General features: G+C 64.5%; 22 protein-coding genes. 9 read left to right on the top strand and 13 right to left on the bottom strand.

Features of this window, described 5'->3' with window-relative positions:
• Position 1: 1 nt before the first annotated feature.
• From pyrC to ACO06O_RS03360, 4 genes are read right to left on the bottom strand one after another with little or no spacing between them, the layout of a single operon-like run.
• Entirely contained in the window at positions 2-1042 is a 1041-nt protein-coding gene (pyrC, locus tag ACO06O_RS03345; protein ID WP_421876259.1) for a dihydroorotase, read from the bottom strand.
• Positions 1039-2808: an asparagine synthase (glutamine-hydrolyzing) gene (gene asnB, locus ACO06O_RS03350; protein ID WP_421876261.1), complete on the bottom strand. Its 1770-nt coding sequence runs from the start codon at positions 2806-2808 to the stop codon at positions 1039-1041. Before asnB ends, pyrC begins: the two co-directional genes overlap by 4 nt.
• A 3-nt stretch (positions 2809-2811) precedes the next feature.
• The gene (locus ACO06O_RS03355) at positions 2812-3861 is read right to left on the bottom strand and encodes a glycosyltransferase (RefSeq protein ID WP_421876263.1); all 1050 of its coding nucleotides are present in this window, start codon (positions 3859-3861) and stop codon (positions 2812-2814) included.
• Positions 3862-5196, bottom strand: a complete 1335-nt coding sequence (locus ACO06O_RS03360; RefSeq protein ID WP_421876265.1) for a hypothetical protein — start codon at positions 5194-5196, stop codon at positions 3862-3864.
• A gap of 148 nt (positions 5197-5344) precedes the next feature.
• Between ACO06O_RS03360 and ACO06O_RS03365 the strand changes: the two genes are divergently transcribed.
• Both ACO06O_RS03365 and ACO06O_RS03370 read left to right on the top strand, forming a co-directional pair.
• A complete protein-coding gene (locus ACO06O_RS03365; RefSeq protein ID WP_421876267.1) occupies positions 5345-6133 on the top strand; it encodes a glycosyltransferase family 2 protein in 789 nt (262 codons plus the stop codon).
• A 33-nt stretch (positions 6134-6166) separates the two neighbouring features.
• Positions 6167-7465, top strand: a complete 1299-nt coding sequence (locus ACO06O_RS03370; protein ID WP_421876269.1) for an Hsp70 family protein — start codon at positions 6167-6169, stop codon at positions 7463-7465.
• Between the two features lie 6 nt (positions 7466-7471).
• Here ACO06O_RS03370 and ACO06O_RS03375 read toward each other — a convergent pair whose 3' ends face one another.
• The gene (locus ACO06O_RS03375; RefSeq protein WP_421876271.1) at positions 7472-8431 is read right to left on the bottom strand and encodes a glycosyltransferase family 9 protein; all 960 of its coding nucleotides are present in this window, start codon (positions 8429-8431) and stop codon (positions 7472-7474) included.
• Positions 8432-8566: 135 nt separating this feature from the next.
• On the opposite strand from ACO06O_RS03375, the gene ACO06O_RS03380 reads away from it, so the two are divergent.
• Positions 8567-9448, top strand: a complete 882-nt coding sequence (locus tag ACO06O_RS03380; protein ID WP_421876273.1) for a YgfZ/GcvT domain-containing protein — start codon at positions 8567-8569, stop codon at positions 9446-9448.
• 21 nt (positions 9449-9469) lie between these two features.
• Here the strand turns inward: ACO06O_RS03380 and mdh are convergent, their stop codons facing one another.
• Positions 9470-10426, bottom strand: a complete 957-nt coding sequence (gene mdh, locus ACO06O_RS03385; protein ID WP_421876275.1) for a malate dehydrogenase — start codon at positions 10424-10426, stop codon at positions 9470-9472.
• 190 nt (positions 10427-10616) lie between these two features.
• Positions 10617-12047, bottom strand: coding sequence for a hypothetical protein (locus ACO06O_RS03390; protein ID WP_421876277.1), 1431 nt, complete (start codon positions 12045-12047; stop codon positions 10617-10619).
• A 377-nt stretch (positions 12048-12424) separates the two neighbouring features.
• On the opposite strand from ACO06O_RS03390, the gene ACO06O_RS03395 reads away from it, so the two are divergent.
• The 4 genes from ACO06O_RS03395 to ACO06O_RS03410 all read left to right on the top strand — a co-directional run bounded on the left by ACO06O_RS03395 (position 12425) and on the right by ACO06O_RS03410 (position 14572).
• On the top strand, positions 12425-12832 hold the full coding sequence (locus ACO06O_RS03395) for a DUF1036 domain-containing protein (RefSeq protein WP_421876279.1): 408 nt from the start codon (positions 12425-12427) through the stop codon (positions 12830-12832).
• Between the two features lie 86 nt (positions 12833-12918).
• Entirely contained in the window at positions 12919-13506 is a 588-nt protein-coding gene (locus tag ACO06O_RS03400; RefSeq protein WP_421876281.1) for a YqaA family protein, read from the top strand.
• Positions 13503-14018, top strand: a complete 516-nt coding sequence (locus ACO06O_RS03405) for a disulfide bond formation protein B (protein ID WP_420418197.1) — start codon at positions 13503-13505, stop codon at positions 14016-14018. Before ACO06O_RS03400 ends, ACO06O_RS03405 begins: the two co-directional genes overlap by 4 nt.
• The gene (locus tag ACO06O_RS03410; RefSeq protein WP_421876283.1) at positions 14015-14572 is read left to right on the top strand and encodes a demethoxyubiquinone hydroxylase family protein; all 558 of its coding nucleotides are present in this window, start codon (positions 14015-14017) and stop codon (positions 14570-14572) included. Before ACO06O_RS03405 ends, ACO06O_RS03410 begins: the two co-directional genes overlap by 4 nt.
• On the opposite strand, the gene ACO06O_RS03415 is transcribed toward ACO06O_RS03410, so the two are convergent.
• The 3 genes from ACO06O_RS03415 to ACO06O_RS03425 all read right to left on the bottom strand — a co-directional run bounded on the left by ACO06O_RS03415 (position 14556) and on the right by ACO06O_RS03425 (position 17394).
• On the bottom strand, positions 14556-15884 hold the full coding sequence (locus tag ACO06O_RS03415; protein WP_421876285.1) for an NAD(P)/FAD-dependent oxidoreductase: 1329 nt from the start codon (positions 15882-15884) through the stop codon (positions 14556-14558). The genes ACO06O_RS03410 and ACO06O_RS03415 overlap by 17 nt on opposite strands.
• Before the next feature lie 48 nt (positions 15885-15932).
• Complete coding sequence (locus ACO06O_RS03420; protein ID WP_420418200.1) at positions 15933-16493, bottom strand: HNH endonuclease; 561 nt, start codon at positions 16491-16493, stop codon at positions 15933-15935.
• Positions 16494-16698: 205 nt separating this feature from the next.
• Entirely contained in the window at positions 16699-17394 is a 696-nt protein-coding gene (locus tag ACO06O_RS03425; protein ID WP_421876287.1) for an alpha/beta hydrolase, read from the bottom strand.
• Between the two features lie 162 nt (positions 17395-17556).
• On the opposite strand from ACO06O_RS03425, the gene ACO06O_RS03430 reads away from it, so the two are divergent.
• Positions 17557-18261 (top strand): class I SAM-dependent methyltransferase, encoded by a 705-nt coding sequence (locus ACO06O_RS03430; protein WP_421876289.1) that lies wholly within the window; start codon positions 17557-17559, stop codon positions 18259-18261.
• Between the two features lie 31 nt (positions 18262-18292).
• On the opposite strand, the gene ACO06O_RS03435 is transcribed toward ACO06O_RS03430, so the two are convergent.
• On the bottom strand, positions 18293-18907 hold the full coding sequence (locus ACO06O_RS03435; protein ID WP_421876291.1) for a DNA-3-methyladenine glycosylase family protein: 615 nt from the start codon (positions 18905-18907) through the stop codon (positions 18293-18295).
• 40 nt (positions 18908-18947) lie between these two features.
• On the opposite strand from ACO06O_RS03435, the gene gluQRS reads away from it, so the two are divergent.
• Positions 18948-19802 carry a tRNA glutamyl-Q(34) synthetase GluQRS gene (gene gluQRS, locus ACO06O_RS03440; protein WP_421876294.1) on the top strand — a complete coding sequence of 285 codons (855 nt, stop codon included), beginning with the start codon at positions 18948-18950 and terminating at the stop codon, positions 19800-19802.
• Here gluQRS and ACO06O_RS03445 read toward each other — a convergent pair.
• Positions 19774-20640: a DUF4743 domain-containing protein gene (locus ACO06O_RS03445; protein WP_421876296.1), complete on the bottom strand. Its 867-nt coding sequence runs from the start codon at positions 20638-20640 to the stop codon at positions 19774-19776. The two genes, gluQRS and ACO06O_RS03445, sit on opposite strands and share 29 nt — an antisense overlap.
• Positions 20641-20677: 37 nt before the next feature.
• Positions 20678-21004, bottom strand: a complete 327-nt coding sequence (locus tag ACO06O_RS03450) for a hypothetical protein (RefSeq protein ID WP_421876298.1) — start codon at positions 21002-21004, stop codon at positions 20678-20680.
• Between the last annotated feature and the right edge of the window lie 51 nt (positions 21005-21055).

A 21055-nucleotide genomic window follows, 5' to 3' on the forward strand; every position in this document is an offset into this window, starting at 1 on the left:
GTCAGTCGGACAATGTCCAGTCCAGGGTTTCCCCGGCATGGTAGGGGCGGATCGTCTCCGTCCCCGCCGTCAGGCCGTCCGCGATGTTCACGCCCGACTTCGTCAGCGTGACCGTGTCCGCATTCACCGGCAGACCATAGAATCGCGGCCCGTTCAGGCTGGCGAACGCCTCCAACCGGTCCAGCACGCCTTCCGCCTCAAAGACGGACGCATAGACCGACAGGGCGGAAGCGACATTATAGATCCCGGCACAGCCACAGGCGGATTCCTTTGCATGGACCGGGTGCGGCGCCGAATCCGTGCCCAGGAAGAACCGGTTGCAAGTGCCCACCGCCGCCGCCCGCACGGCTAGCCGGTGTTCCTCCCGCTTGGCGATGGGCAGGCAATAGAGATGCGGACGGATACCGCCCCGGAACAGGTCCGTGCGGTTGATTTCCAGGTGATGCGGCGTGATCGTCGCGGCCAGGTTGGCCCCGCCCTCCGGTACGAACTCCGCCGCCTGGCGCGTGGTGATATGTTCCAGGACGATCTTCAGATCGGGCTGCCGATCCATCAGCGGTTTCAAGATCCGCTCGATGAACACCGCCTCGCGGTCGAAAATGTCGATCTCGGGATCGGTCACCTCGCCATGGACCAGAAGCGGCATGCCGATTTCCGCCATCCGCGTCAGGACCGCATCCACCTTTCGGATGTCGCGGACACCGGCGTCTGAATTGGTCGTCGCCCCGGCCGGGTAGAGCTTCACCGCCGTCAGAATGCCCGCCGCATGGCCCGCCGCCAGATTGTCCGGGTCCGTCGTCTCCGTCAGATAGGCGGTCATCAGCGGCTGGAAGGACGATCCGTCCGGCAGGGCCGCCAGAATCCGGTCGCGATAGGCGGCGGCCTGATCGGCGCGTGTTACGGGCGGTACCAGATTGGGCATGACGATCGCACGGCCATAGACGGCGGCGGTCTCCGGCACTACGGCGCGCATCACCTCACCATCGCGGAAATGGATGTGCCAGTCGTCCGGGCGGGTAAGGGTCAGACTCGTCTCGCTCATGCCGCCTCCAGCGCCTCGTGAATGCTCGCGTCCCGAATGGCCGCACCACCGATCAGGGCCTTATGCCACAGGGCATAAAAAAGCAGAACCCAGGCGGCCTGTCCCTCGCGCTTCTTTGACGCGGCGGCGAACAGGGTTTCGACCCGGTCCGGGCGGGCGATGTCCTGAATGCAGGCCTGACGGGCGACAAGGTTGCCCAGCCGGGCCGCGTCGCCCGCGATCCAGGCCCCGACCGGGACGGTAAATCCGCGCTTCGGGGCAAAGGGGTCCGCTTCGGGCAGGCGCTTGTTCAACCATTGACGCAGCAACCATTTGCCCTTGCCGTCGCGGATCTTCAGATCGTCCGGCAGTCGGAACGCCGCTTCCGCCACGGCCGGGTCCAGGAAGGGCGTACGCCCTTCAAGCCCATGCGCCATCAGGCAGCGGTCCAGCTTGACCAGAAGATCGTTCGGCAGCCAATCCTCGCAATCCGTTGCCTGGGCACTCTGCAGCCGGTTGCGCCCGGCCTGACGGTCCAACGCCTCGCGCCCGGCGATGCTGTCGCGCCAGCCGGTCGGCGTATCGTGAAGCACGCCCAACCGGTCGAACACGCCCCGGCTGCGGATCGCCTTGCCGCCCAGCCACCAGGGCCTCTGCACCGATCGGTAGCGGCCATACCCGGCGAAAAGCTCATCCCCGCCCTCGCCGCACAGCACGACTTTCAGATCCTGGGCGGCGCGTTCCGCCAGGGTCCAGCTGGGCAAGACCGCATAGTCCGCCGTGGGATCGTCGACCGCGGCGGCGATGCGCGGCAGCAGCCGGAAAAAATCCTCGCGCCCGAAGGTCACTTCCTCATGTTGGGCACCGACCCGCGCGGCCAGCATACGCGCATGGGCGCGCTCGTCCTGCACGCTGCCATCGTCGAATCCGGCGGTAAAGGCGATGACGGGGGATTCATTCAGTTCCGCCATCATGCTCAGGATCGCGCTGGAATCGATCCCGCCGGACAGAAACAGGCCGTAAGGCACGTCCGACCGCTGATGCACCCGCACACTGTTGCGGATGGCGGCGTCCAGCCGGTCCAGCGCGTCCTGTTCGGAAATTTTCTCCGGCCCGCCGGTCGGCAGGGCCTGGCGCTGTCGGCGCGCGACGATCCGACCCTGGCGCGCAACCAGGGTCTCGCCCGGCAGAACCCGGCGGATACCGGCAATGGGCAGGAAACGGCCGCAGGAAAACTGAAGCTGCAGAAAGATGTCCCGCGCCGCCTGATCCAGTGCCACATCCAGCAGTCCCGACCGCAGGATGACCCCCGGTTCGGACGCGAAAACCAAGCCGGTCGCGGTTTCGGCATAATAGAGCGGTTTGATCCCGAACGGGTCGCGCGCCAGGATCAGGCTGCCGCCTTCCGTCGGGTCATGAATGGCGATCGCATACATGCCGCGCAATTCGTCCGCGAAGGCATCGCCGCTCTGACGGTACAAGAACAGGGCCGGTTCGCAATCCGACGCGGTCTGGAACGGCGTGCCGTCCATCCGGGCGCGCAGTTCGATGTAATTGTAGATCTCGCCATTCGCCACCAGGGCCGCGCCGCCCGGTTCATAGAGCGGCTGGTCGCCCGTGGTCAGGTCGATGATCGCCAGCCGGGTCTGCAGCAGCGCCGTGTCGCCGCCATAATGCCGGCCGCTGCCGTCCGGCCCGCGATGGCTGAGCGCGTCCATCATCGCGTTCAGCGCCGCCTCCGGCGGGGCCGAACCGTCCCGCGTCATGATGCCGGCAATTCCGCACATGGCTCAGCCGCCGTTCCGCCGGATCGTGTCGAAGAATTCCTGATAGGCGGCGACGACCGGGCCTTCGGAAAAGCGCTCGGCGAAAATCGCGTGGCCATTGCCGGCCAGATCGACGCCCAGCGCCTTGTCTTCGATCAACCGGTCCACCGCCTTGGCCAGCGCGTCGGCGTCGTCGATCGGCGCCAACAGCCCGGATTTGCCGTCTTCGATTAGCTGGGTCGGCCCCTGCGATGCGGCGGCAACGATCGGCACACCCTGCGCCCAGGCTTCCAGAACGATGTTGCCCAACGGTTCATGCCGGGACGAGCACAGGAAGATATCGGCGGCGGCCAGCAGTGCGGGCGCATCGTCGCGCCAGCCCAGGAAGCGCACGCGCTGGGCAACGCCCAACCGCAGCGCCTGATCCTTCAGGGCCGCTTCGTCCTTGCCGTCGCCCGCGATCCACAGATAGGCCTTCGGGACCCGCGCCAGCACTTCCAGCGCCGTGTCGAAACCCTTGTTCGTATGCAGCCGCCCGAGGCAGAGCATCAGCGGCGCGCCGTCCGGCGTCTCCAAGGCCTTGCGGTCGACCGGCGGCATGCGCCGGTCGTCGACGAAGTTCGGCAGATACCAGCTTCGGTCCGCGGGCCAGCCTTCGTTCAGCAGGTATTGCCGGATGTCTTCCGTATTGGCGATCAGATGGTCGCAGCGCTTGTAATTCTTCAGTTTGTAATAGCCGCCCAAACGCCCGACGACGGTCCAGTCGCCTTTCGGTGCAACCCGCGCGGCGCGGTTCATCCAGACAAGGACGATGTCGGGGTTGAAGTCGCGCGCCAGGTTCTTCAGCGACTTCTTGGTCGTCAGATCGAACTTGCCGGAGAAGGGCAGCTCGGTGACCGGCACACCGGCCTCTGTCAGCGCAGCCTTGCGTGCGGCGTGATGCCGGATTGCCGCCTGCTGCGGCGTCCCCGCGCGCTGCAGGGCGCAGACCAGCCGGACGAAGAACGCTTCCGCGCCGCCAGTCTGGGCGCCGGCCATGACCTGTAGAACCGATTGACCCGCCGTATCGTTCATCTATCCACGCTTTTCCTCGGCATCCTGGCGCGGCCCGGTGTCACCGCGATCGACCTGACTGTCGTCGATGTCCCATTCGCCGTTTTCGTCTTCGTCGTCGTCATAATCATCGTCGTAATCGTCATCATCGTCGAAGTGGTAGAGGCCATCGTCCTCCTCTTCCTCCTCCTCGGCCGCGCGGGCGTGGTCGAAGATCGACCCCAGCGACGCGCCACCGGCGGCGACCGGCGCCGCGCCGGCGATCCCGATCGCGGCGGCCGCCAAGGCGGCAATCCACCAGGGCTGCCAAATCCCGGGGCCGGACAGTGCCATGGCAAGCCCTGCCCCGATCAGACCCGCGGCGCAGGCGCCGCGCCAGGCCGAACTCTCCCGCGTCACGGCGCGCAGGATCACCGCAATGACCGCGACGATTCCCAGGATCAGTCCGATCCCGCCGACGCCGATCAACAACTGCAAGGCGACGCTCTGTCCCGGCAGGGCCAGCATTTCCGGCACCGCCGTGCCCGCCCCGGTCCCCTGGATCGGCGTACTGGCCCAAACCGACAGGGCCGCCGGCCAGGCCGACAGATGCGGCTCGATCTGGGCCGGAAGTTCGAACGCGCCCGACCCGACGAATGTCGCCAGGACCGCCGGTCCGAAACCAACGGCCAGGACGCAGAAAATCAGGACGATTCGTGCCAGGACCGAGGAAGCCATCGCGATGCCGAAAGCCACCAAGCCCGACAGCGCCGCCCACAGGAAGGACGGATGGTCGGACAGGACGATGGCGATCAGACCGCCGGCGATCCAGACCAGCGCCTCGCGCCAGGAATACCGGACCTGCAGCATGGCCGCCATCGGCCAGATCATGACGGTCAGAAAAGCGACCAGCAGCGCGAACAGGCCCGCGCCGCCGGGGATCATCCGGCGCAACAGACCGCCGGTCGCCGCTTCGAAGACAATCAAACCTGCGACCACCGCGACCGTCAGCAGCGCCGGCCAACTTGCCTCTATCCCCGGCCCGCGCTGGGCCAGCAGGATGACGCAGGGTAGGCCGATCAGGACCGCAAGCAACAGCGGCAATGCCGACATGAGCGAAAAGGCCGGGTCGACCGACCAGGCAGCGCTGGCCGCGACATAGACGCCGAAGACCAGCAGGGTCCATCCCGCCATCCCCATCCCGCGGGGCAGCAGCGCGGCCGACCGGATCCGCAGCGCCCCTATCGTCAGCGCGCAAACCAAGGCGGCCACCGCGATTGCCAGTGGATGGATCAACGCCGCCAAGGACACCGCCGCAAGCAGGAGCGCCGCGTCGACGAGACTGTCGGTCAGTTTGGGATTCGCGGGGTCGGTCATGCCGGTGGCGGCTCGGGAATCCGTTTCGGAAAGTCGATCGTGTATGGATCTTTGTTCGATTGTGCTTACACCAGACTCCGTCGCCGGGCAAATCGTACGGGCATTCGCGGCTTTCCGCGTTGCGGAATCTTCGATATACGCAGCAGCCATGAGCGAAACCCCGAAAAGCCGCGAAAAGACGCTGTCCTGCCTGGTCGTTGCCCGCAACGAAGAAGCCATGCTGCCGGACTGTCTGGCGTCGCTGGATTTCGCGGATCAACTGGTCGTCGTTCTGGACCGGACGACAGACGGATCGAAGGTCATCGCCGAGAAGGCCGGCGCCCTGGTCATCGAAGGTGCCTGGGAATCCGAGGGCGCGCGCCGCAATACCGGGATCGACGCCTGCACCGGCGACTGGATTCTGGAGGTCGACGCCGACGAGCGCGCGACGGCGGAGGTCGCAAGCGAAGTCCGGTCCCATATCCGCAGCGCCAAGAACGGCCTCTATCTGATCCCGATCCGCAACGTGATCGACGGGCGGGAAGTCCGTCACGGCTGGGGCGCTTACAATGGGGCGGCCAGCGCGCCGCGCCTGTTTTCCAAAGGCGATAAGATCTGGGGACCGGAACGGGTTCACCCCTCCCTGACGACCGGACCGAAACACGGATCGCTGAAACATGGGCTGATCCATCTGGTCGACCGGGACATTTCGGACATGATCGACCGGATGAACCGCTATACCGATCTCATGGCCCGCGATGCGGTGGAAAAGGGCACGGTGCCCAGCCTCGGCGCGGCGCTGCGCCGAATCGTATCCCGGGGTTGGAAGTCCTACGTCGCCCGCAAGGGCTACAAGGAAGGCTATTACGGCGTCGCGTTGGCCTTCTTCGCAGCGTCCTACAGCCTGCTGATCCATCTGAAGGCCCGGGAAATCCAGGACCGCGAAAACCGGTCCTGACAGCCAGCAACACCGACTGATTGGATGACCCCGATGAGCATCACCGCTTTCGGCATCGATTTGGGCACGACGAATACCGTCGTGGTGAAATCCACTTCCGACGGGGCGTTGGACGCCTTGCCGCTGGGCGATGGCGAGGACGCGCGCCGGACGCATCCCTCCGTCATCGCCTTCGAGCCGACGTATGACCGCGGCCGGATGGAACTGGCGATGGAGACCGGTGCCAAGGCGATTTCCCTGGCGGCGGCCTATCCGGAAGACTTCCGATATGTTCAATCCTTCAAGAGCCATGTCGCCAGCGCCGCCTTCGCCGGCACGACGATCTTTGGGAAGCGGTTCGACCTGGCCGGCATTTTCGGCTGTTTCCTGCGTCGGTCGGGAATCGCGGATACAATCAACGCCACCGACGGACCGAAACGCATCGTGGTCGGCCGGCCCGTCGTATTCTATGGCGACAAGCCGGACGAGGATCTGGCCCTGTCGCGCTATCGCGATGGGTTCAAGGCGGCGGGTATCGAAGATTTCGACTTCGTGCTGGAGCCCATCGGCGGCGCGTTCTCCTTCTTTCGGACGGTGCGCAGCAATGTCACGGTCCTGATCGCGGATTTCGGCGGCGGCACGTCGGACTTCGTCGTCGTGCGGTTCCGCCTGACCGGATCGCGGGTCAAGACCGAGGTTCTGTCACATGCCGGGATCGGCATTGCGGGCGATACGTTCGACGCGCGTATCATCGAAAATGCCCTGGTCCGGCATTTCGGCGCGGACAGCCATTACCGCGAGAACGGCAAACGCCTGCCGGTCCCGCGTTCCTATTATTCGGCGCTGGCCCGCTGGCACCAGATGACCCTGCTGCGCGCCCCGAAGTTTCTGCGGGAGCTGGAAATCATCCAACGTGCGTCGGAAGCGCCGGAGCAGATCGCCCGTCTGATCTATGCCATCGATCATAACCAGGGGCTTGCGATCTCCCGGGCCGTTTCGGGTGCCAAGGCGGAACTGTCCGACCGGGACAGCGCCGACCTGACCCTGGATCTTGGCGAACTTCAGGTTCGCGAGACGATCACCCGCGCCGATTTTGAGAGCTGGATTGCCGACGACGTGGCCCGCATCGCCGAGCGCGTGGACGAGACGCTAATCCGGTCCGGGCTGTCCGACGGCGCTATCGACAAGGTCTTCCTGACCGGCGGAACGTCCTTCGTACCCGCGATCAACGCCTTGTTCACCGACCGGTTCGGCGCGGGCAAGGTCAGTGCCGGGGAACGGTTCAGCTCCGTCGCCGAAGGGCTGTCCCTGGTCGGACATGAGGATGACATCGCCTATTGGGCGACGGCCTGAATCCGGTCAGCGGGGCGTCCAACCCATCAGCGATTCGACGCCGGTCAGAACGGAATCGACCGTCAGGCTGGTCATCAGCGACCCGACCGTATGCCGGTCATAGCCAGGGAAGCCGATCAGTTCCGCCATGCTTTCGGGCGTGCGCACGGCAATGGCATTACGGCCGCGCGGGGCATAAAGCGCATCTTCGGACGGACCGAACAATCCGACCGTCGGCACACCGACGGCGGCGGCCATATGCATCAGTCCCGAATCGTTTCCGACATACAGCGATGCCCGATGCAGAACGGCTGCAGCGGTCAGCAGATCGGCCTTGCCGACCAGATCGACGCGCCGGACTTGCGGAATGGCGCGCAGGACGGGGTTGGCCTGCGGGCGTTCATTCGGTCCACCGAAAACGGCGACCCGCGCATCCTGCATGGGGCCGCCCGGCCCGGTCAGCGTCTCGATCAGTTCGACAAACCGCTCGGCCGGCCAGATCTTGCCTTGCCAGTTGGCCGTCGGGCCGATGGCCAACAGGGGACCTGCGGTATCGCCCAACAGTTTGACGGCATTCGCGTCATGCGGGGCGTTCCACCAAAGTTTCGGCAGCGGTGGATTCGCACTGCGCCCGATCATCTGCCCCAGAAGGTCGACCCGATGCACCGCACCGGTCGCTTTCGGCACAGTCATCTTCTCGCCCGCGCGGATTAGGCCCAGAATCGCGGACCGGCGCAGGTCGACCGCGACGTCCCAGCGGTTCAGCCCGACCGAACGCCACAACCGCCACCAATGCGCCTTGAACCGGTCTTTGCGGAGGACAATCACCCGCTCCAGGCCCGGTACCGCACCGAACAGAGGGGCGGAGGCAGGGCCGGCCGCGACGGTGACGCGGATCCCCGGATCCCGGTCGATCAGATGCGACAGCAGGCCGGTGGACAGGACGGCGTCGCCGATCCGATTGGACGTGATGAAAAGCAGGCGCATCGTGTGCTGAAATCTTTCGGTACATCTGCCGGGGCGTCGCGGTATACCCTCAGCCCCCCGTCTTGCCAACCGGCCTGCCGCCCCCTACGTGAGGAGACACGGCCCGGAATCACCAAGCCCAAGGATCAGCCCTCGATGTCCCGTTTCGTCCAGTTCTCAGACCGTGGGGTGATCAGCCTGTCCGGCAACGACCGCGTGTCCTTCCTGCAAGGCCTCGTCAGCAACGATGTGACACTGGCCGAATCGGGGCGCGCCGTCTGGTCGGCGCTGCTGTCGCCACAGGGGAAATACCGGCACGATTTCTTCATCGTGAAAGACGGCGACCGGTTGCTTCTGGACTGCGAGGGCGGCGACCGGATGATGGATCTGGGCCAGACCCTGCGCCGTTATGTCCTGCGCGCCGACGCGAAACTGGATATCGAGCGCGCCTGGTCCGTTTTCGCGGTCTGGGACATGGACCCTGCCGCCATCGGCCTATCCGAATCAGAAGCCATGGCTCCCTTCGCGGGCGGGCTGGCCTATATCGATCCGCGCCTGCCGGCAATGGGGGTGCGTGTGCTCGCCCCGGCGGAGACGGCGCGCGCCGCGCTGACGGCACTCGGCGCGGTGGAGGCCGCCCCGTCCGAGTGGGACGCCCATCGCATTCCGCTGGGCGTGCCGGACGGTGCACGCGACATGCAGCCGGACAAGGCATTGCTGCTGGAAAACGGGTTCGCCGAATTGCACGGCGTCGATTGGAAGAAGGGCTGCTACATGGGCCAGGAACTGACCGCCCGCACGAAGTACCGCGGCCTGGTCAAAAAACGCCTGATGCCGGTCCGGATCGATGGCACCGCGCCGGAGGAAGGGACGCAGGTCCTGGCGGACGGCAAGGATGCCGGAACCCTCTACAGCGTTGCAGGCTCGATCGGGCTTGCCCTTCTGCGGGTCGATCCGGTCAAAAGAAAGGCGCCGCTGATGGCCAGCGGCGCCCGTCTCGAACCGGTAATGCCGGACTGGCTCACCCTTGCGGAGTGAACCAATCCGAAACCGGATGCCTTAGCCTGCCAGCACGCCTTCCAGCGCGGTGTTCAGTTCTTTCACCGCGTCGACGGAATGGTTGAACATGGCCTTCTCGTCGTCGCTCATGTTGATCTCGACGATCCGTTCCACGCCGTTCTCGCCGATCACGACCGGCACACCGACATAGAGGCCGTTCAGACCGTACTGGCCGTCGCAATAGGCGGCGCAGGGCAGCACGCGCTTCTTGTCCAGCAGGTAGCTTTCGGCCATCGCGATGGCGGAAGACGCCGGCGCATAGAAGGCCGAACCGGTCTTCAGCAGCGCGACGATCTCACCGCCGCCGCCGCGGGTCCGCTTGACGATCTCGTCGATCTTCTCCTGCGTCGACCAGCCCATTTCGATCAGATCCGGAACCGGGATACCGGCGACGGTAGAGTAACGGACCAGCGGCACCATCGTGTCGCCATGACCGCCCAGAACGAAGGCCGTGACGTCTTCGACCGACACGTCGAATTCTTCGGCCAAGAAGCAACGGAAGCGCGCGCTGTCCAGCACGCCGGCCATGCCGACAACCTTCTGCGGCGGCAGGCCGCTTTCCTTCTGCAGCAGGCCGACCATGACATCCAGCGGGTTGGTGATGCAGATGACGAAGGCGTTCGGGCAATGGGTCTTGATGCCCTCGCCGACCGACTTCATGACCTTGGCATTGATGCCGATCAGGTCGTCGCGGCTCATTCCCGGCTTGCGGGCGACACCGGCGGTGACGATGACGACATCGGACCCGGCCAGATCGGCATAATCGTTCGTACCCGACATCTTGGCGTCGAAGCCTTCGACCGGCGCGGCTTCGGCGATGTCCAGCGCCTTGCCCTGGGGCATGCCGTCGACGATGTCGAAGACGACAACGTCGCCCAGCTGTTTCAGACCGGCCAGAAGCGCCAGCGTTCCGCCGATATTCCCCGCGCCGACCAGCGCGATCTTGTTGCGTGCCATGATGAAGGAAACTCCTTTCGATTGGGGCTTAGGATCCGATCCCGTTTTGGGACCGGGCCCTTACTGACCCGCCGCCGCCGACGGGCGGGGCGGGCGCCGAAATGCTTCCGAAAAATCTCGTGAGGTTCTGTAGCGGATGGCTTTTCGCAGTGCAAGAAGCCTGCGGGGCTACGTCGCGCCCCGCATGCCGTTACATTTCCGATGCGCAGGCCGAGTAATAGGCGTTCTGGGCGCTCTCCATCTCGTCGATCATGTTGCATCCCGCCGTCCGGGCATAGCGCTCCATGGCACTGCGGCACGCCTGGCTCTGGGCCGCGATCGGAACACTGTGCGTCTTACCTGTTTCCGGACAGGTGAAGGAATATTGGCTCGTGCTCGCCTGTCCACCGCCGGCGGAGGCGGATTGCTGGCCTCCGGATGTCATCTGCTGAGATTTCTGAAGCGCCTCCAGATTCATCCGCGCCAGATTGTCCGGCGTCCCGTCGATGACATCGGTCATGCCGTTGACAAACAGTTCCGCCGCCAGCTCTTCGCCGCCTTCCCCGGCCAGAAACGCCGATCCGGCGAGGATCGACGCACCCGCCATCAACTGGCCGATATCGAACCCGCCGTCGGACGCGTTTGCGCCTGGATGCTGGCCACCGTTCCGGGCATAGGCCAGCGCCGTATTGCCGTAATTGTCTGTCAGATTGGGATTTCCCCCGGCCACCACGAAGGCCTGCAACTTGCCCGCCGGAAGGTAGTACCATTCCATCTGCTGGATCGGATCGCGCATCGTCGAATTCCGGGCCGCCAGGTGAACCGGGCTGACCGACGGGCAGACGATAGCCGGTTCGCCGTCCCGCATCATGCAATAGGGCAGGCGTTCATTTATATCGCCGCCGAAATTGGCCCTAATGAACTGAACGTTCTTGATTGCCCGGCGCAGCAAATCCTCCTCATAAGCCGCAGCCAGATCCTCCCGGTCCGTGTAGTTGACGATCGTCGCGGGGCTGCCCAAGCGGGCCATCAACGCCTCGTCGACGGGACCATGCTGGCGGATCGTGTCGAAATCCCAGCCCGGCCGCTGGGTGGCGGCGAACCGGAACAGCAATCCGCGCCCGGCGGGTTGGGTATAGGTGCCTTTGGGTTGGGCATTTATTCGGTTCATGGACGCCATGTCATGAAAGAAATCCGACCACATGCTGTCATCGGCCGACAGGGTCTGGAAATGGCCATAGCTCCTGTTCGCGCTCTGCTCTGCCATCGCCAGGACACTGGGAATTTGGCCAAGCGGCACCCCTTCCCGGTAATCACCCGCCTGTTTCGCAAAGTGGACGGCCAGCCGCTCGGCGAGGTCGGGCCGCGACGCGGCTACGGCAAGCTGAAAGGCATTGGCATACACATAGGGCGTATTGAAGAGATAGTCGTGGTAGAGCCGCTGATATCGGTCGAAGTAAAGCTTGTCCGGCCCCTGGAAGTCCGCCAGCGCCATCAGGATGTCAGGATGCGCGCCTCGATAGGTCAACGACGCGAAATTGATGGCGGGCGAGCCGGGCTGCTTCAGCCACGCGATATCTTCACGCACGCCAGGTGCGTCGATCCCGGACGCGTTCAACAGATTGTCGTATGCCTGCTGCACACGGCTATCCTCTGGTGTCGGCGTGTCCGTCGTTTGACACGCTGCAACCAAAACCACCAACGCGACGGCAGCTACTCTCTTTACACAAAAAAACATAAACCCGTTTCCCCTTTGTCGGTCACTATCTCCAAATGGCATGGAAAGATCAGACGCCGATTTCCGGCGCGTCCGTTCGGTCAAGTTCTCCAGATTTCCAATGTCCCAATCAGCGCGCTCAGGAACAAGGTTCGAACCGGCACAACTTCTGGGCCGAACCGGACACGTATCCGTCGAATTATCGGAAGAAGGCGCGTCGCATATTGGCACTGCCCCCAAAGAGAAATCCGTCCTAAACTGCCCATTACCGATCCATAGATCAGAACTGCGGGGGAACAGCGATGAAACGGTACATCCTTGCCGCCTCTGTCGGCTTGCTTGCGGCGTCCGGAGCAGGAAGCGATGCCCGGGCGGATTTCACCATCTGCAACAAGACCTACGGCACCGTGTCGGTCGCCATTGGCTATCGCGACGGCGACCAATGGGTTTCGGAAGGCTGGTGGAATCTGAGTTATGAGGATTGCGCCCAGGTCATTCAGGGCGATCTGCGCCAGACCTATTACTATGTCCGCGGTGAAAGCGACGACGGCGAGACCTATTGGACCGACGATTACACGTTCTGCTATGTCGACGAGGTCTTCACCATCCGGGGCGACGAGAACTGTTCCGGCCGGGGCTATAAATCCGGTGGGTTCATGGAGATCGATACCGGCAACAAGCTCGATTACACGCTCGACCTGACCCACTAGAGAGGCTGGGGGCATACGGGCTCGACGTTCGGGCCGGTTTCGGCTAGGGGATGCGGCGGTCACCGCCTCCCGAGCTGGATTTCCGAATGTTCCTGATCAGACACCTGTACGACTGGACCCTGTCGCTGGCCGCACACCGGCATGCGATCTGGTGGCTGGCCGCCGTCTCCTTCATTGAAAGCTCAGTCTTTCCGATACCGCCGGATGCGCTGCTCATTCCGATGATCCTGGCCGCGCGGGAGAAAGCCTTCCGCTATGCCTTCGTCTGCACGGTTGCGTCCGTACTGGGCGGATTGGCCGGTTATGGCATCGGCTATTTCCTGTTCGATACGGTGGGCCAGCCGCTGGTCGCGCTCTATGGCGCGCAGGATGCGCTGGCCGGCGTTCAGGCGGATTTCGCGGATAATGGCTGGTGGATCGTGCTGGGCGGCGGGATGACGCCTTTCCCCTACAAGGTCGTGACCATTGCATCGGGCGCCCTGTCGCTGGATCCGATGGCCTTCACGGCGGCGTCGGTGGTCGGGCGCGGCCTGCGGTTCTTCCTGGTTGCGGCCCTTCTGTGGAAATTCGGCGCACCGATCCGCGACTTCATCGAAAAGCGCCTGGGCCTTGTCGTCGCAGCGGGATTCATTCTCTTGATCGGCGGGTTCCTACTGATCAAAGTTCTGCTATGAACGCGCTGCTCGCAAAATATCTGCCGCCGAAGCGGCTGCCGACGGTTATCGCGGGTGCAAGTGCCGCCATGCTTGCCGCCGCCAATACCTTCGAACATGTCTTTGGCTATGTGCCGTGTCAGCTGTGCCTGTATCAGCGCCTGCCCTGGTGGGTCGCGCTGGGCCTCGGCTGCCTCGCGGCCTTGGTGATCAAGACCCGGCCGACCCTGGCGCTGTTGATTTCGATCACCGCCCTGATCGCCATCGCGGTCGGCGCTGGGATCGCCGGTTATCATGCCGGGGTCGAATACCAGTTCTGGGCCGGGCCGTCGGGCTGCAGCGGCACGGCGTCCTTGAGCGGCGATCTATCCGCCGCCCTTTCCAATGTCTCGGACGGACCGACCGGACCATCCTGCGACGAAGCGCCCTGGACCCTGTTCGGTATCTCCATGGCCGGCTATAATTTCCTGATATCGCTGGGATTGGCCGCACTGGGCGCACTTGCGATCCGGGCGGCGATGAGGAAGGCATGAACCGAACGCGCAAAGGGCCGAAATATCTGCCGGGCGACAATCCCGGAACGCGCGATCTGGAATCGATGATCCGCGTCGACCATGCCGGCGAATTCGGCGCCAAGCGCATCTATCAGGGCCAGATCGCCGTATTGGGCAAGGGACCGAAAGGCGACATCCTGCGTCATATGGCGGAGCAGGAAGAGCGCCATCTGGCGAAATTCGAAGAACTGGTCGCCGAGCGCCGGGTGCGCCCCACCGCGCTGCAGCCGATCTGGCACGTCGCCGGCTTCGCCCTGGGCGCGGGCACGGCCCTGCTGGGCGAGAAGGCCGCCATGGCCTGTACCGTCGCGGTCGAGGAAGTCATCGACGAACACTACCGGGAACAGCAGGCCGCGCTGGACGACAGCGAGGCGGAACTGCGCGACACGATCGAGGAATTCCGCCTGGAAGAGCTGGAACACCGCGATATCGGTCTGGACCACGGTGCGGAACAGGCCCCCGCCTATCCGGTGCTGAGCGCCGCCATCAAGCGGGCATCGAAACTGGCGATCTGGCTCAGCGAGCGGGTGTAGCCCGGCCGCGTTCGCTGCGGTCCTGAAAATTCTTCCACATCACCGCCAGACCGGAAATCGGCCGCATCGCGCCATGGAACGGGATCGGCCGCGGCGCGCTTACCGGCACAGGCAGATCCTTCGCCGGGGTGCCGGTCAGCCAATCCGCCAGCACCGGACCCATGACGCCGGTCAGGGCGACGCCCCGACCGTTCCAGCCCATTGCCGCATGCAGCCCCGGTGCCGCTTCCAGGAAACGCGGCAGGTGATCAGGCGTGATCGCGACCCGGCCGTTCCAGGCATATTCCAGCGGCTCTTCCGTCAGATGCGGGAACAACTGGCGCAACCGTTCACGCGACAGATCGAACGCCGGATCGGCCAGCGACCCGTTCAGCGCCCCGCGCGCACCCAGAACGAAACGCCCCGCCCGGTCGATCCGGTAATAGCTGAGGATCCGACGGGTTTCGGATACGCCCAGCCCATGGGCGGGAAGCGATTTCAGGACATTGTCCGACAAGGGCTTTGTGGCGATCTGATAGCTGTAGAAGGGCACCACGGACTTGACGATGGTGGGCAGATAGCCGGTCAGATCGGAATATCCATTGGTGCATAACAGGACCTTCGACGCGGTCACGCTGGCGCCGCCCTCCGTTTCGACCCGCCAGCCGCCGGCGGTTTCGCGCAATGCCGTGACGGGACTGTGGCCGTGCAGCGCCGCCCCGGCCTTGATCGCGGCATGGGCGAGGCCGCGCGCATAGCTGAGCGGCTGAACCGTGCCTGCCCGCCGGTCCAGATAGCCGCCGCGATACCAATCCGTGCCGGTCAGCGCCGCCATTTCCGGCGCGCTCAGGAAGGCGACATCGGCGCCGCGTGCGGAAAGTCGCTCCGCCTTGGCCTTCAGCCCGTCCAGGGCGCCGTCGCTATGCGCCCCCTGGACCCAGCCGCCGCGGGCCGCGTCGCAATCGATGCCCAGCCTTTCGATCAGAGCGAAGGCCCGGTCCGCGGCCTGATCCGTGAAGGCGATCAGCTTTTCCGCCGCGTCGCGCCCTATCAGGCGAGTCAGTTCGTCCAGTTCATGTTTGATGCCGGCGATAACCTGACCGCCATTGCGGCCCGACGCGCCGAATCCCGGTTCCTGCGCTTCCAGAAGACAGACCTCGACACCGCGTTCGGCCAGATGCAGCGCGGCCGAAAGCCCGGCGAAGCCACCGCCCACCACGGCGACATCGGCACGCCGATCTTCTGTCAGCGGCGGGCAATCGGGCGCGGCAATTGCCGTCGCCGCCCAGAGCGATTGGGAAAGGCCTTTTTTATCCGTCTCGGAAATACGCATGGGGTCCTGCCTGTTCAGTTGTGCCAGACAGGATAGACACGGCGCGCGTCAGGTTTCCAGTTCCGTATCCCAGTAAAGATAATCCCGCCAGCTTTCGTGCAGGAAGTTGGGCGGGAAGGCGCGGCCGTTCTCCTGCAATTCCCAGGTCGACGGTTCCATCGGTTCGCGATGCAGGGGCATATGTGCCTGGCGCGGGGTCCGGCCGCCCTTGGCCAGATTGCACGGGCCGCACGCCGCCACGACATTCTCCCAGGAGGTGACGCCGCCCTGGCTGCGCGGCACGACATGATCGAAGGTCAGGTCATGCGCAGGGAAGGCGTCGCCGCAATACTGACAGACCAGCCGGTCGCGCAGGAAGACGTTGAAACGCGTAAAGGCGGGCCGGCGGGCCGGGGCGATGTATTCCTTCAGGGAAATGACACTGGGCAGACGCAAAGAGCAGGTCGGCGAGTGAACCTCTATCTCATATTCCGAGATCACGTTCACGCGCTCCGCGACGACGGCCTTGATGGCGTCCTGCCAGTTCCACACTGACAGCGGGAAGTAACTGAGCGGGCGGAAATCCGCGTTCAGTACCAGGGCCGGGCTATTGTCAAAGGCGGTCAACATGGCCGCTCTCCAAATCTCCCATAACCGAAACGGTTATCCAGTCACCGTTTAAGGCAATCTATCCATATTCTGTGATCGCCACAACATTTTGTGGCCCCCCCCAAACACTTATCATTTTGTTGTAACATCGGGGCGGCCAGTGGTTTCCATCTAACCGGTTTCGATGACAGGATTATAACAGCGCTTTGGTCTTTTGCGATCTGTCCTAATTCGCGTCGTTTGCGGCCTCGTCCTCGACCGGCTTGTCACCGAAGGCGCGCAGCAGGAATTCCACCCCTAGGCGCAAACCCGGCTCATCGATCGAATGCCCCAGTCCCTTGCAGAAGGCGACCTCGACATCGAAACCGGCAATCTTCAAGGCCTCGCCTGACATGCGGCTCATTTCCGGCGGAACGACCTCGTCCTCTTCGCCATGGATCAGCAGGGTCGGCGGCCGACAGGCCAGATCGTCCGCCAAGGCGCCCGGCGCGATCAGCATGCCGGAATAGCCCAGAATGGCCGCGATCGGCTGTTCGCGCCGGATCAGGGTGTGCAGCGCCAGCATTGTTCCCTGGCTGAACCCGACGACGGCAACCCGGTCGGGCGTAAGGCCAAACCGATCCATCTGCTGATCCAGAAACGCATCCAGAGAGGGTGCGGCGGCCTTGACCCCTTCAAACAGGGTTTCGGTCTTCAGATCCTGCATAGAAAACCACTGGCGTCCCATCGGCGACAGGTCGCAGGGATCGGGCGCATCCGGCGCGACGAAATGCGCCCGGGGGAAGACCTGCGCCAGGATCGGCGCCAAAGAAATCAGATCGTTCCCATTCGCGCCGAGACCGTGCAGAAAGACGATCAACCGGTCCGGCGCCTCACCCGTTGCGGGGGCGTGTTCCGGTCCGGTCAGCGCAGCGTCGGTCATTATCGGTCTCCTTATCGGCTTGGTCTTATCGGCATTGTCTGTTTGGCGGGATAAGCTTGGACGATCACGACCCCGGGTGCAAACGCCCAAGCCGCGCTTGCGAAGCGTTCCCTCTCAACCCACCTGATGCCGACGACGCCGCCGCCAAGGAATGTTGACGCCATGCCCGACCAGATCATCGTCGATTTGCCCGTCCGGGAAGCCTATGACCGCTGGGCGCCGTATTATGACGGTTACGACAATCCCATGGTTTTCGCTGCGCAGCGCATATTGGACCGCCAACACGGAACGGTCGAAGGCCTCGACATTGTGGAGTTCGGTTGCGGAACGGGACGCAATCTAGCCCATTTCGCGGCACGCGGAGCCGCCGGCCTGACCGGGCTGGACCTGTCGGAAGGCATGCTGGCGCAAGCCGCCGATCGCGTCCCTGGGGCGAACCTGATCGCGTCGGATATGGCGCGGCCGGTGCCCCTGCCCGACGCGATGGCCGACCTGGCGGTCTTCTGTCTGGTACTGGAGCATATCGCGGAACCGGTAACGCCCCTGATCGAGGCGCGGCGTCTGGTAAGACGCGGCGGCCGGATCGTCGTGATCGAAATTCATCCCTTCCTGTCCGGAGACGGGGTCGCGGCGCATTTTCGCGATGGTGGGGAGGAGGTCCATATGCCCACCTACCCCCATCAATTCGCCGACCATCTGAACGCATTCGCCAACGCCGGGCTGGCCGTCGAAGCATGCCGCGAATGGCGCCCACGCGATTTGCTGCAGGATGGCGATGCCGGACCTTTCCCGGACAAACTGACCAAGCGCGGCATGGACCGTCACCTGGCGGTCGAATTCGTTCTGACGGCCAAGCCAACCGGTTAAACTGGCCAGCCGATTAAACCGGCATGAAGGCTCAGCTTTGCGGCGCGCCGCGGTAATAGTGCCAGAGGAAGACGGACATCGCGGTACGCCAGGGCGACCAGGCCTCCGCGAGGGCCCGGGCATCCTTGGCGCTGGGCCGGGCCTCCAACCCTTTGAGCCGCCGCATGGCCTCCTGCAGCGCGATATCCTCGCCCGGGAACATGTCTTCCCGGCGCAGCGCGAACATGCAGTAGATCTCGGCACTCCACCGGCCGAACCCCTTCAGCGCGACAATCGCCGCGACGGCATCGGCATCGGGCATGTCGGCGACTTTGGACAAATCCAACGTCCCGTTCGCGATCGCCTGCGCCAGGCCTCTGGCATAGGCGATCTTGGGACGCGATAGACCCGCCCCCTTCAAATCGTCGTCCGACAGGGCGAGAAAGGATTCGGCGGCACCGTCGGGATACAGCGCATCGACCCGCAGGCGGATGGCCGTCGCGGCATCGCGCGAAATTTGCTGCGAGATGATGATGTTCATCAGCGTCGCGAAACCGTGTTCGGTCAGGCGCGGTTCGGGATAGCCGACCAGCGCCAGCCCGTCGGCGACCTGTGGGTCCCGTTCGGCGACGGCGTCGAGATGGCGGATCAGGGTCGGCTTGTCCATCCGCTTGACTTACCCCGCGCCGCCAAACTACGCCAGACGCATGCAACCGGAAATCCGACCCGCGACCCGTTTCGCACCAAGCCCCAGCGGACGCCTTCATCTGGGCCACGCCCATTCCGCCCTGTTCGCCGCCCGGGAGGCAGCGGCGATCGGCGGCGTGTTCCTGCTGCGTATCGAAGATATCGATACAGGTCGCTGCCGGCCGGAATTCGAAGACGGGATTCTGGAAGACCTGGCCTGGCTCGGTCTGGATTGGGCGCAGCCGGTTCTGCGCCAGTCCGACCGGTTCCCGCTCTATGACAAATTCCTGCATGTGCTGGAAGAAGGCGGCCTGACCTATCCGTGCTTCTGCACGCGCAAGGAAATCCAGGCCGAGATCGATGCTGCCCCCCGCGCGCCGCATGGGCCGGACGGGCCGCTCTATCCCGGAATTTGCAAACATCTGGATCCGGTCGAGGCACGCGATCGCGTCGCCGCGGGCGAGGCTCATGCCATCCGTATCCATATGGACCGCGCGGCGCGGATGACCGGACCGTTGAGCTTCATCGACACGGATCGCGGTCGGATCGCGGTGCATCCCGAAAGCTGCGGCGACGTCGTCCTGGGGCGCAAGGATGTGCCGACCAGCTATCACCTGGCCGTCACCGTCGACGACGCCTTGCAGCATGTTTCGCGGGTGACGCGCGGCGAGGATTTGCTGCACGCAACGCATGTTCACCGCGTGCTGCAGACGCTGCTGGGCTTCCCGGAGCCGGAATACCGCCATCACGGGCTGCTGACGGACGAACAGGGGCGTCGCTTCGCCAAGCGGGACAGATCCCTGACCCTGGAGGCGATGCGTCAGTCCGGACTGTCCGCCGCGGAGGTCAGGGCCCGAGCAGGGTTCCCTGATTGAGCCCGGCGCACAAGGCCGCGTAGTCTGGCTCCGCGTCCGGGTCCAGCAGGCCGTGGCGGATGAAGAAATGGATCAGCACGGCCGCGCAGTTGAACTTGAAGCGGTCCGTATCGCGGACGATCTCCATGACCTGCGCCGCCGGCATCAGGTGAAAGGCCTCGACCTCGCCGTCGTCCGGCACCGGAGTGAAGTCCGCCGGCAGTTCCAGATCATAGAGAAACATCTCGTCCGGTTTCAGGCCGTCGGCCGCCTCATGGCGATAGCAGACCGCCCCGACCGGCACGGCGCGGCGGGCCAGGTCCGGGCCGATCGATGCTTCCTCCGCACATTCCTTCACCAGATTGTCGAACAGCCCCATGCCTTCCGGCTGGCCGCCCGCGACGGTGTTGTCCAACTGTCCGGGATAGGTCGGCTTGTCATGGGCGCGTTCGGCGATCCACAGGTGCAGCCCGTCCTCGCGGCGGACATAGCCGTTCACATGAATGCCCCAGGACCGGATGCCCAAAAGCGCGCAGGCCGCCCGTTCGATTCCCATCAAGGGTTCCGCCCCGAAACGCGCGGCGACGGCATAGCGTTCACCGCGCCAGGCGCGAATATGGCCGTCTGCCGCCAACTGCCTCAACGCGCCGTCCAGGGCGGCGGTGGCCGTGTCGTAGTCGTATAGGGTCAGGCTGAGGTCGACCCGCCGTTCCGCGACCGAAAAGACATCGGGAAAACGCGACAGCAGATCCAGGTTCTCCTCATGAACCCAGCCGATACGGGCGCCGCGCCCATAGAGCGGCTTGTAGCGGGTCATGTCGGCATTGTTGCAGGCCGCCAGCCTGTCGAGATACGCCACTTTCCGAACGTCCTCTCCCGTGCGCACCGCCGGTCCGTCAGGCCGCGCGGCCGGCATGTTTATCGCAAACCAGAACGGACCGCACGCCGACCGTCTGGGACAGAACCGCCGCGACGATGTCCCGTCCCTGATCGTCCAGGCCACTGACCTGCATGTCGATCAGCAGCACCGGATCGGCCCCGTCCTCGCGCAACGCGTTGACCCGGTCGATGACCAGACCACGCTTGGCGACGGGTCCCAGGACCCGGGAAAGCATGCCCGGATCGGCATCGGCGGTCACGGAAAAACAGGCGGTTTGAACGGCGGGTAAAGCGCGGGTCGCCGATTGGGGCACTCGGCCCTCGGCGCGCAGCATCGTCAGCATGGGAAGCCTCTTCTCGAATACGGGTAGCGGCAAACGCCCGGCACCCCCAGC

Source organism: Pacificispira sp., assembly GCF_965228185.1.
Classification (GTDB): Bacteria; Pseudomonadota; Alphaproteobacteria; order UBA8366; family Aestuariispiraceae; genus Pacificispira.

What these genes read in the sequence shown, in the direction of transcription:
- pyrC (WP_421876259.1), bottom strand. Translation starts at nt 1,042, where the DNA reads ATGAGCGAGACGAGTCTGACCCTTACCCGCCCGGACGACTGGCACATC.
- asnB (WP_421876261.1), bottom strand. Translation starts at nt 2,808, where the DNA reads ATGTGCGGAATTGCCGGCATCATGACGCGGGACGGTTCGGCCCCGCCG.
- ACO06O_RS03355 (WP_421876263.1), bottom strand. Translation starts at nt 3,861, where the DNA reads ATGAACGATACGGCGGGTCAATCGGTTCTACAGGTCATGGCCGGCGCC.
- ACO06O_RS03360 (WP_421876265.1), bottom strand. Translation starts at nt 5,196, where the DNA reads ATGACCGACCCCGCGAATCCCAAACTGACCGACAGTCTCGTCGACGCG.
- ACO06O_RS03365 (WP_421876267.1), top strand. Translation starts at nt 5,345, where the DNA reads ATGAGCGAAACCCCGAAAAGCCGCGAAAAGACGCTGTCCTGCCTGGTC.
- ACO06O_RS03370 (WP_421876269.1), top strand. Translation starts at nt 6,167, where the DNA reads ATGAGCATCACCGCTTTCGGCATCGATTTGGGCACGACGAATACCGTC.
- ACO06O_RS03375 (WP_421876271.1), bottom strand. Translation starts at nt 8,431, where the DNA reads ATGCGCCTGCTTTTCATCACGTCCAATCGGATCGGCGACGCCGTCCTG.
- ACO06O_RS03380 (WP_421876273.1), top strand. Translation starts at nt 8,567, where the DNA reads ATGTCCCGTTTCGTCCAGTTCTCAGACCGTGGGGTGATCAGCCTGTCC.
- mdh (WP_421876275.1), bottom strand. Translation starts at nt 10,426, where the DNA reads ATGGCACGCAACAAGATCGCGCTGGTCGGCGCGGGGAATATCGGCGGA.
- ACO06O_RS03395 (WP_421876279.1), top strand. Translation starts at nt 12,425, where the DNA reads ATGAAACGGTACATCCTTGCCGCCTCTGTCGGCTTGCTTGCGGCGTCC.
- ACO06O_RS03400 (WP_421876281.1), top strand. Translation starts at nt 12,919, where the DNA reads ATGTTCCTGATCAGACACCTGTACGACTGGACCCTGTCGCTGGCCGCA.
- ACO06O_RS03405 (WP_420418197.1), top strand. Translation starts at nt 13,503, where the DNA reads ATGAACGCGCTGCTCGCAAAATATCTGCCGCCGAAGCGGCTGCCGACG.
- ACO06O_RS03410 (WP_421876283.1), top strand. Translation starts at nt 14,015, where the DNA reads ATGAACCGAACGCGCAAAGGGCCGAAATATCTGCCGGGCGACAATCCC.
- ACO06O_RS03415 (WP_421876285.1), bottom strand. Translation starts at nt 15,884, where the DNA reads ATGCGTATTTCCGAGACGGATAAAAAAGGCCTTTCCCAATCGCTCTGG.
- ACO06O_RS03420 (WP_420418200.1), bottom strand. Translation starts at nt 16,493, where the DNA reads ATGTTGACCGCCTTTGACAATAGCCCGGCCCTGGTACTGAACGCGGAT.
- ACO06O_RS03425 (WP_421876287.1), bottom strand. Translation starts at nt 17,394, where the DNA reads ATGACCGACGCTGCGCTGACCGGACCGGAACACGCCCCCGCAACGGGT.
- ACO06O_RS03430 (WP_421876289.1), top strand. Translation starts at nt 17,557, where the DNA reads ATGCCCGACCAGATCATCGTCGATTTGCCCGTCCGGGAAGCCTATGAC.
- ACO06O_RS03435 (WP_421876291.1), bottom strand. Translation starts at nt 18,907, where the DNA reads ATGGACAAGCCGACCCTGATCCGCCATCTCGACGCCGTCGCCGAACGG.
- gluQRS (WP_421876294.1), top strand. Translation starts at nt 18,948, where the DNA reads ATGCAACCGGAAATCCGACCCGCGACCCGTTTCGCACCAAGCCCCAGC.
- ACO06O_RS03450 (WP_421876298.1), bottom strand. Translation starts at nt 21,004, where the DNA reads ATGCTGACGATGCTGCGCGCCGAGGGCCGAGTGCCCCAATCGGCGACC.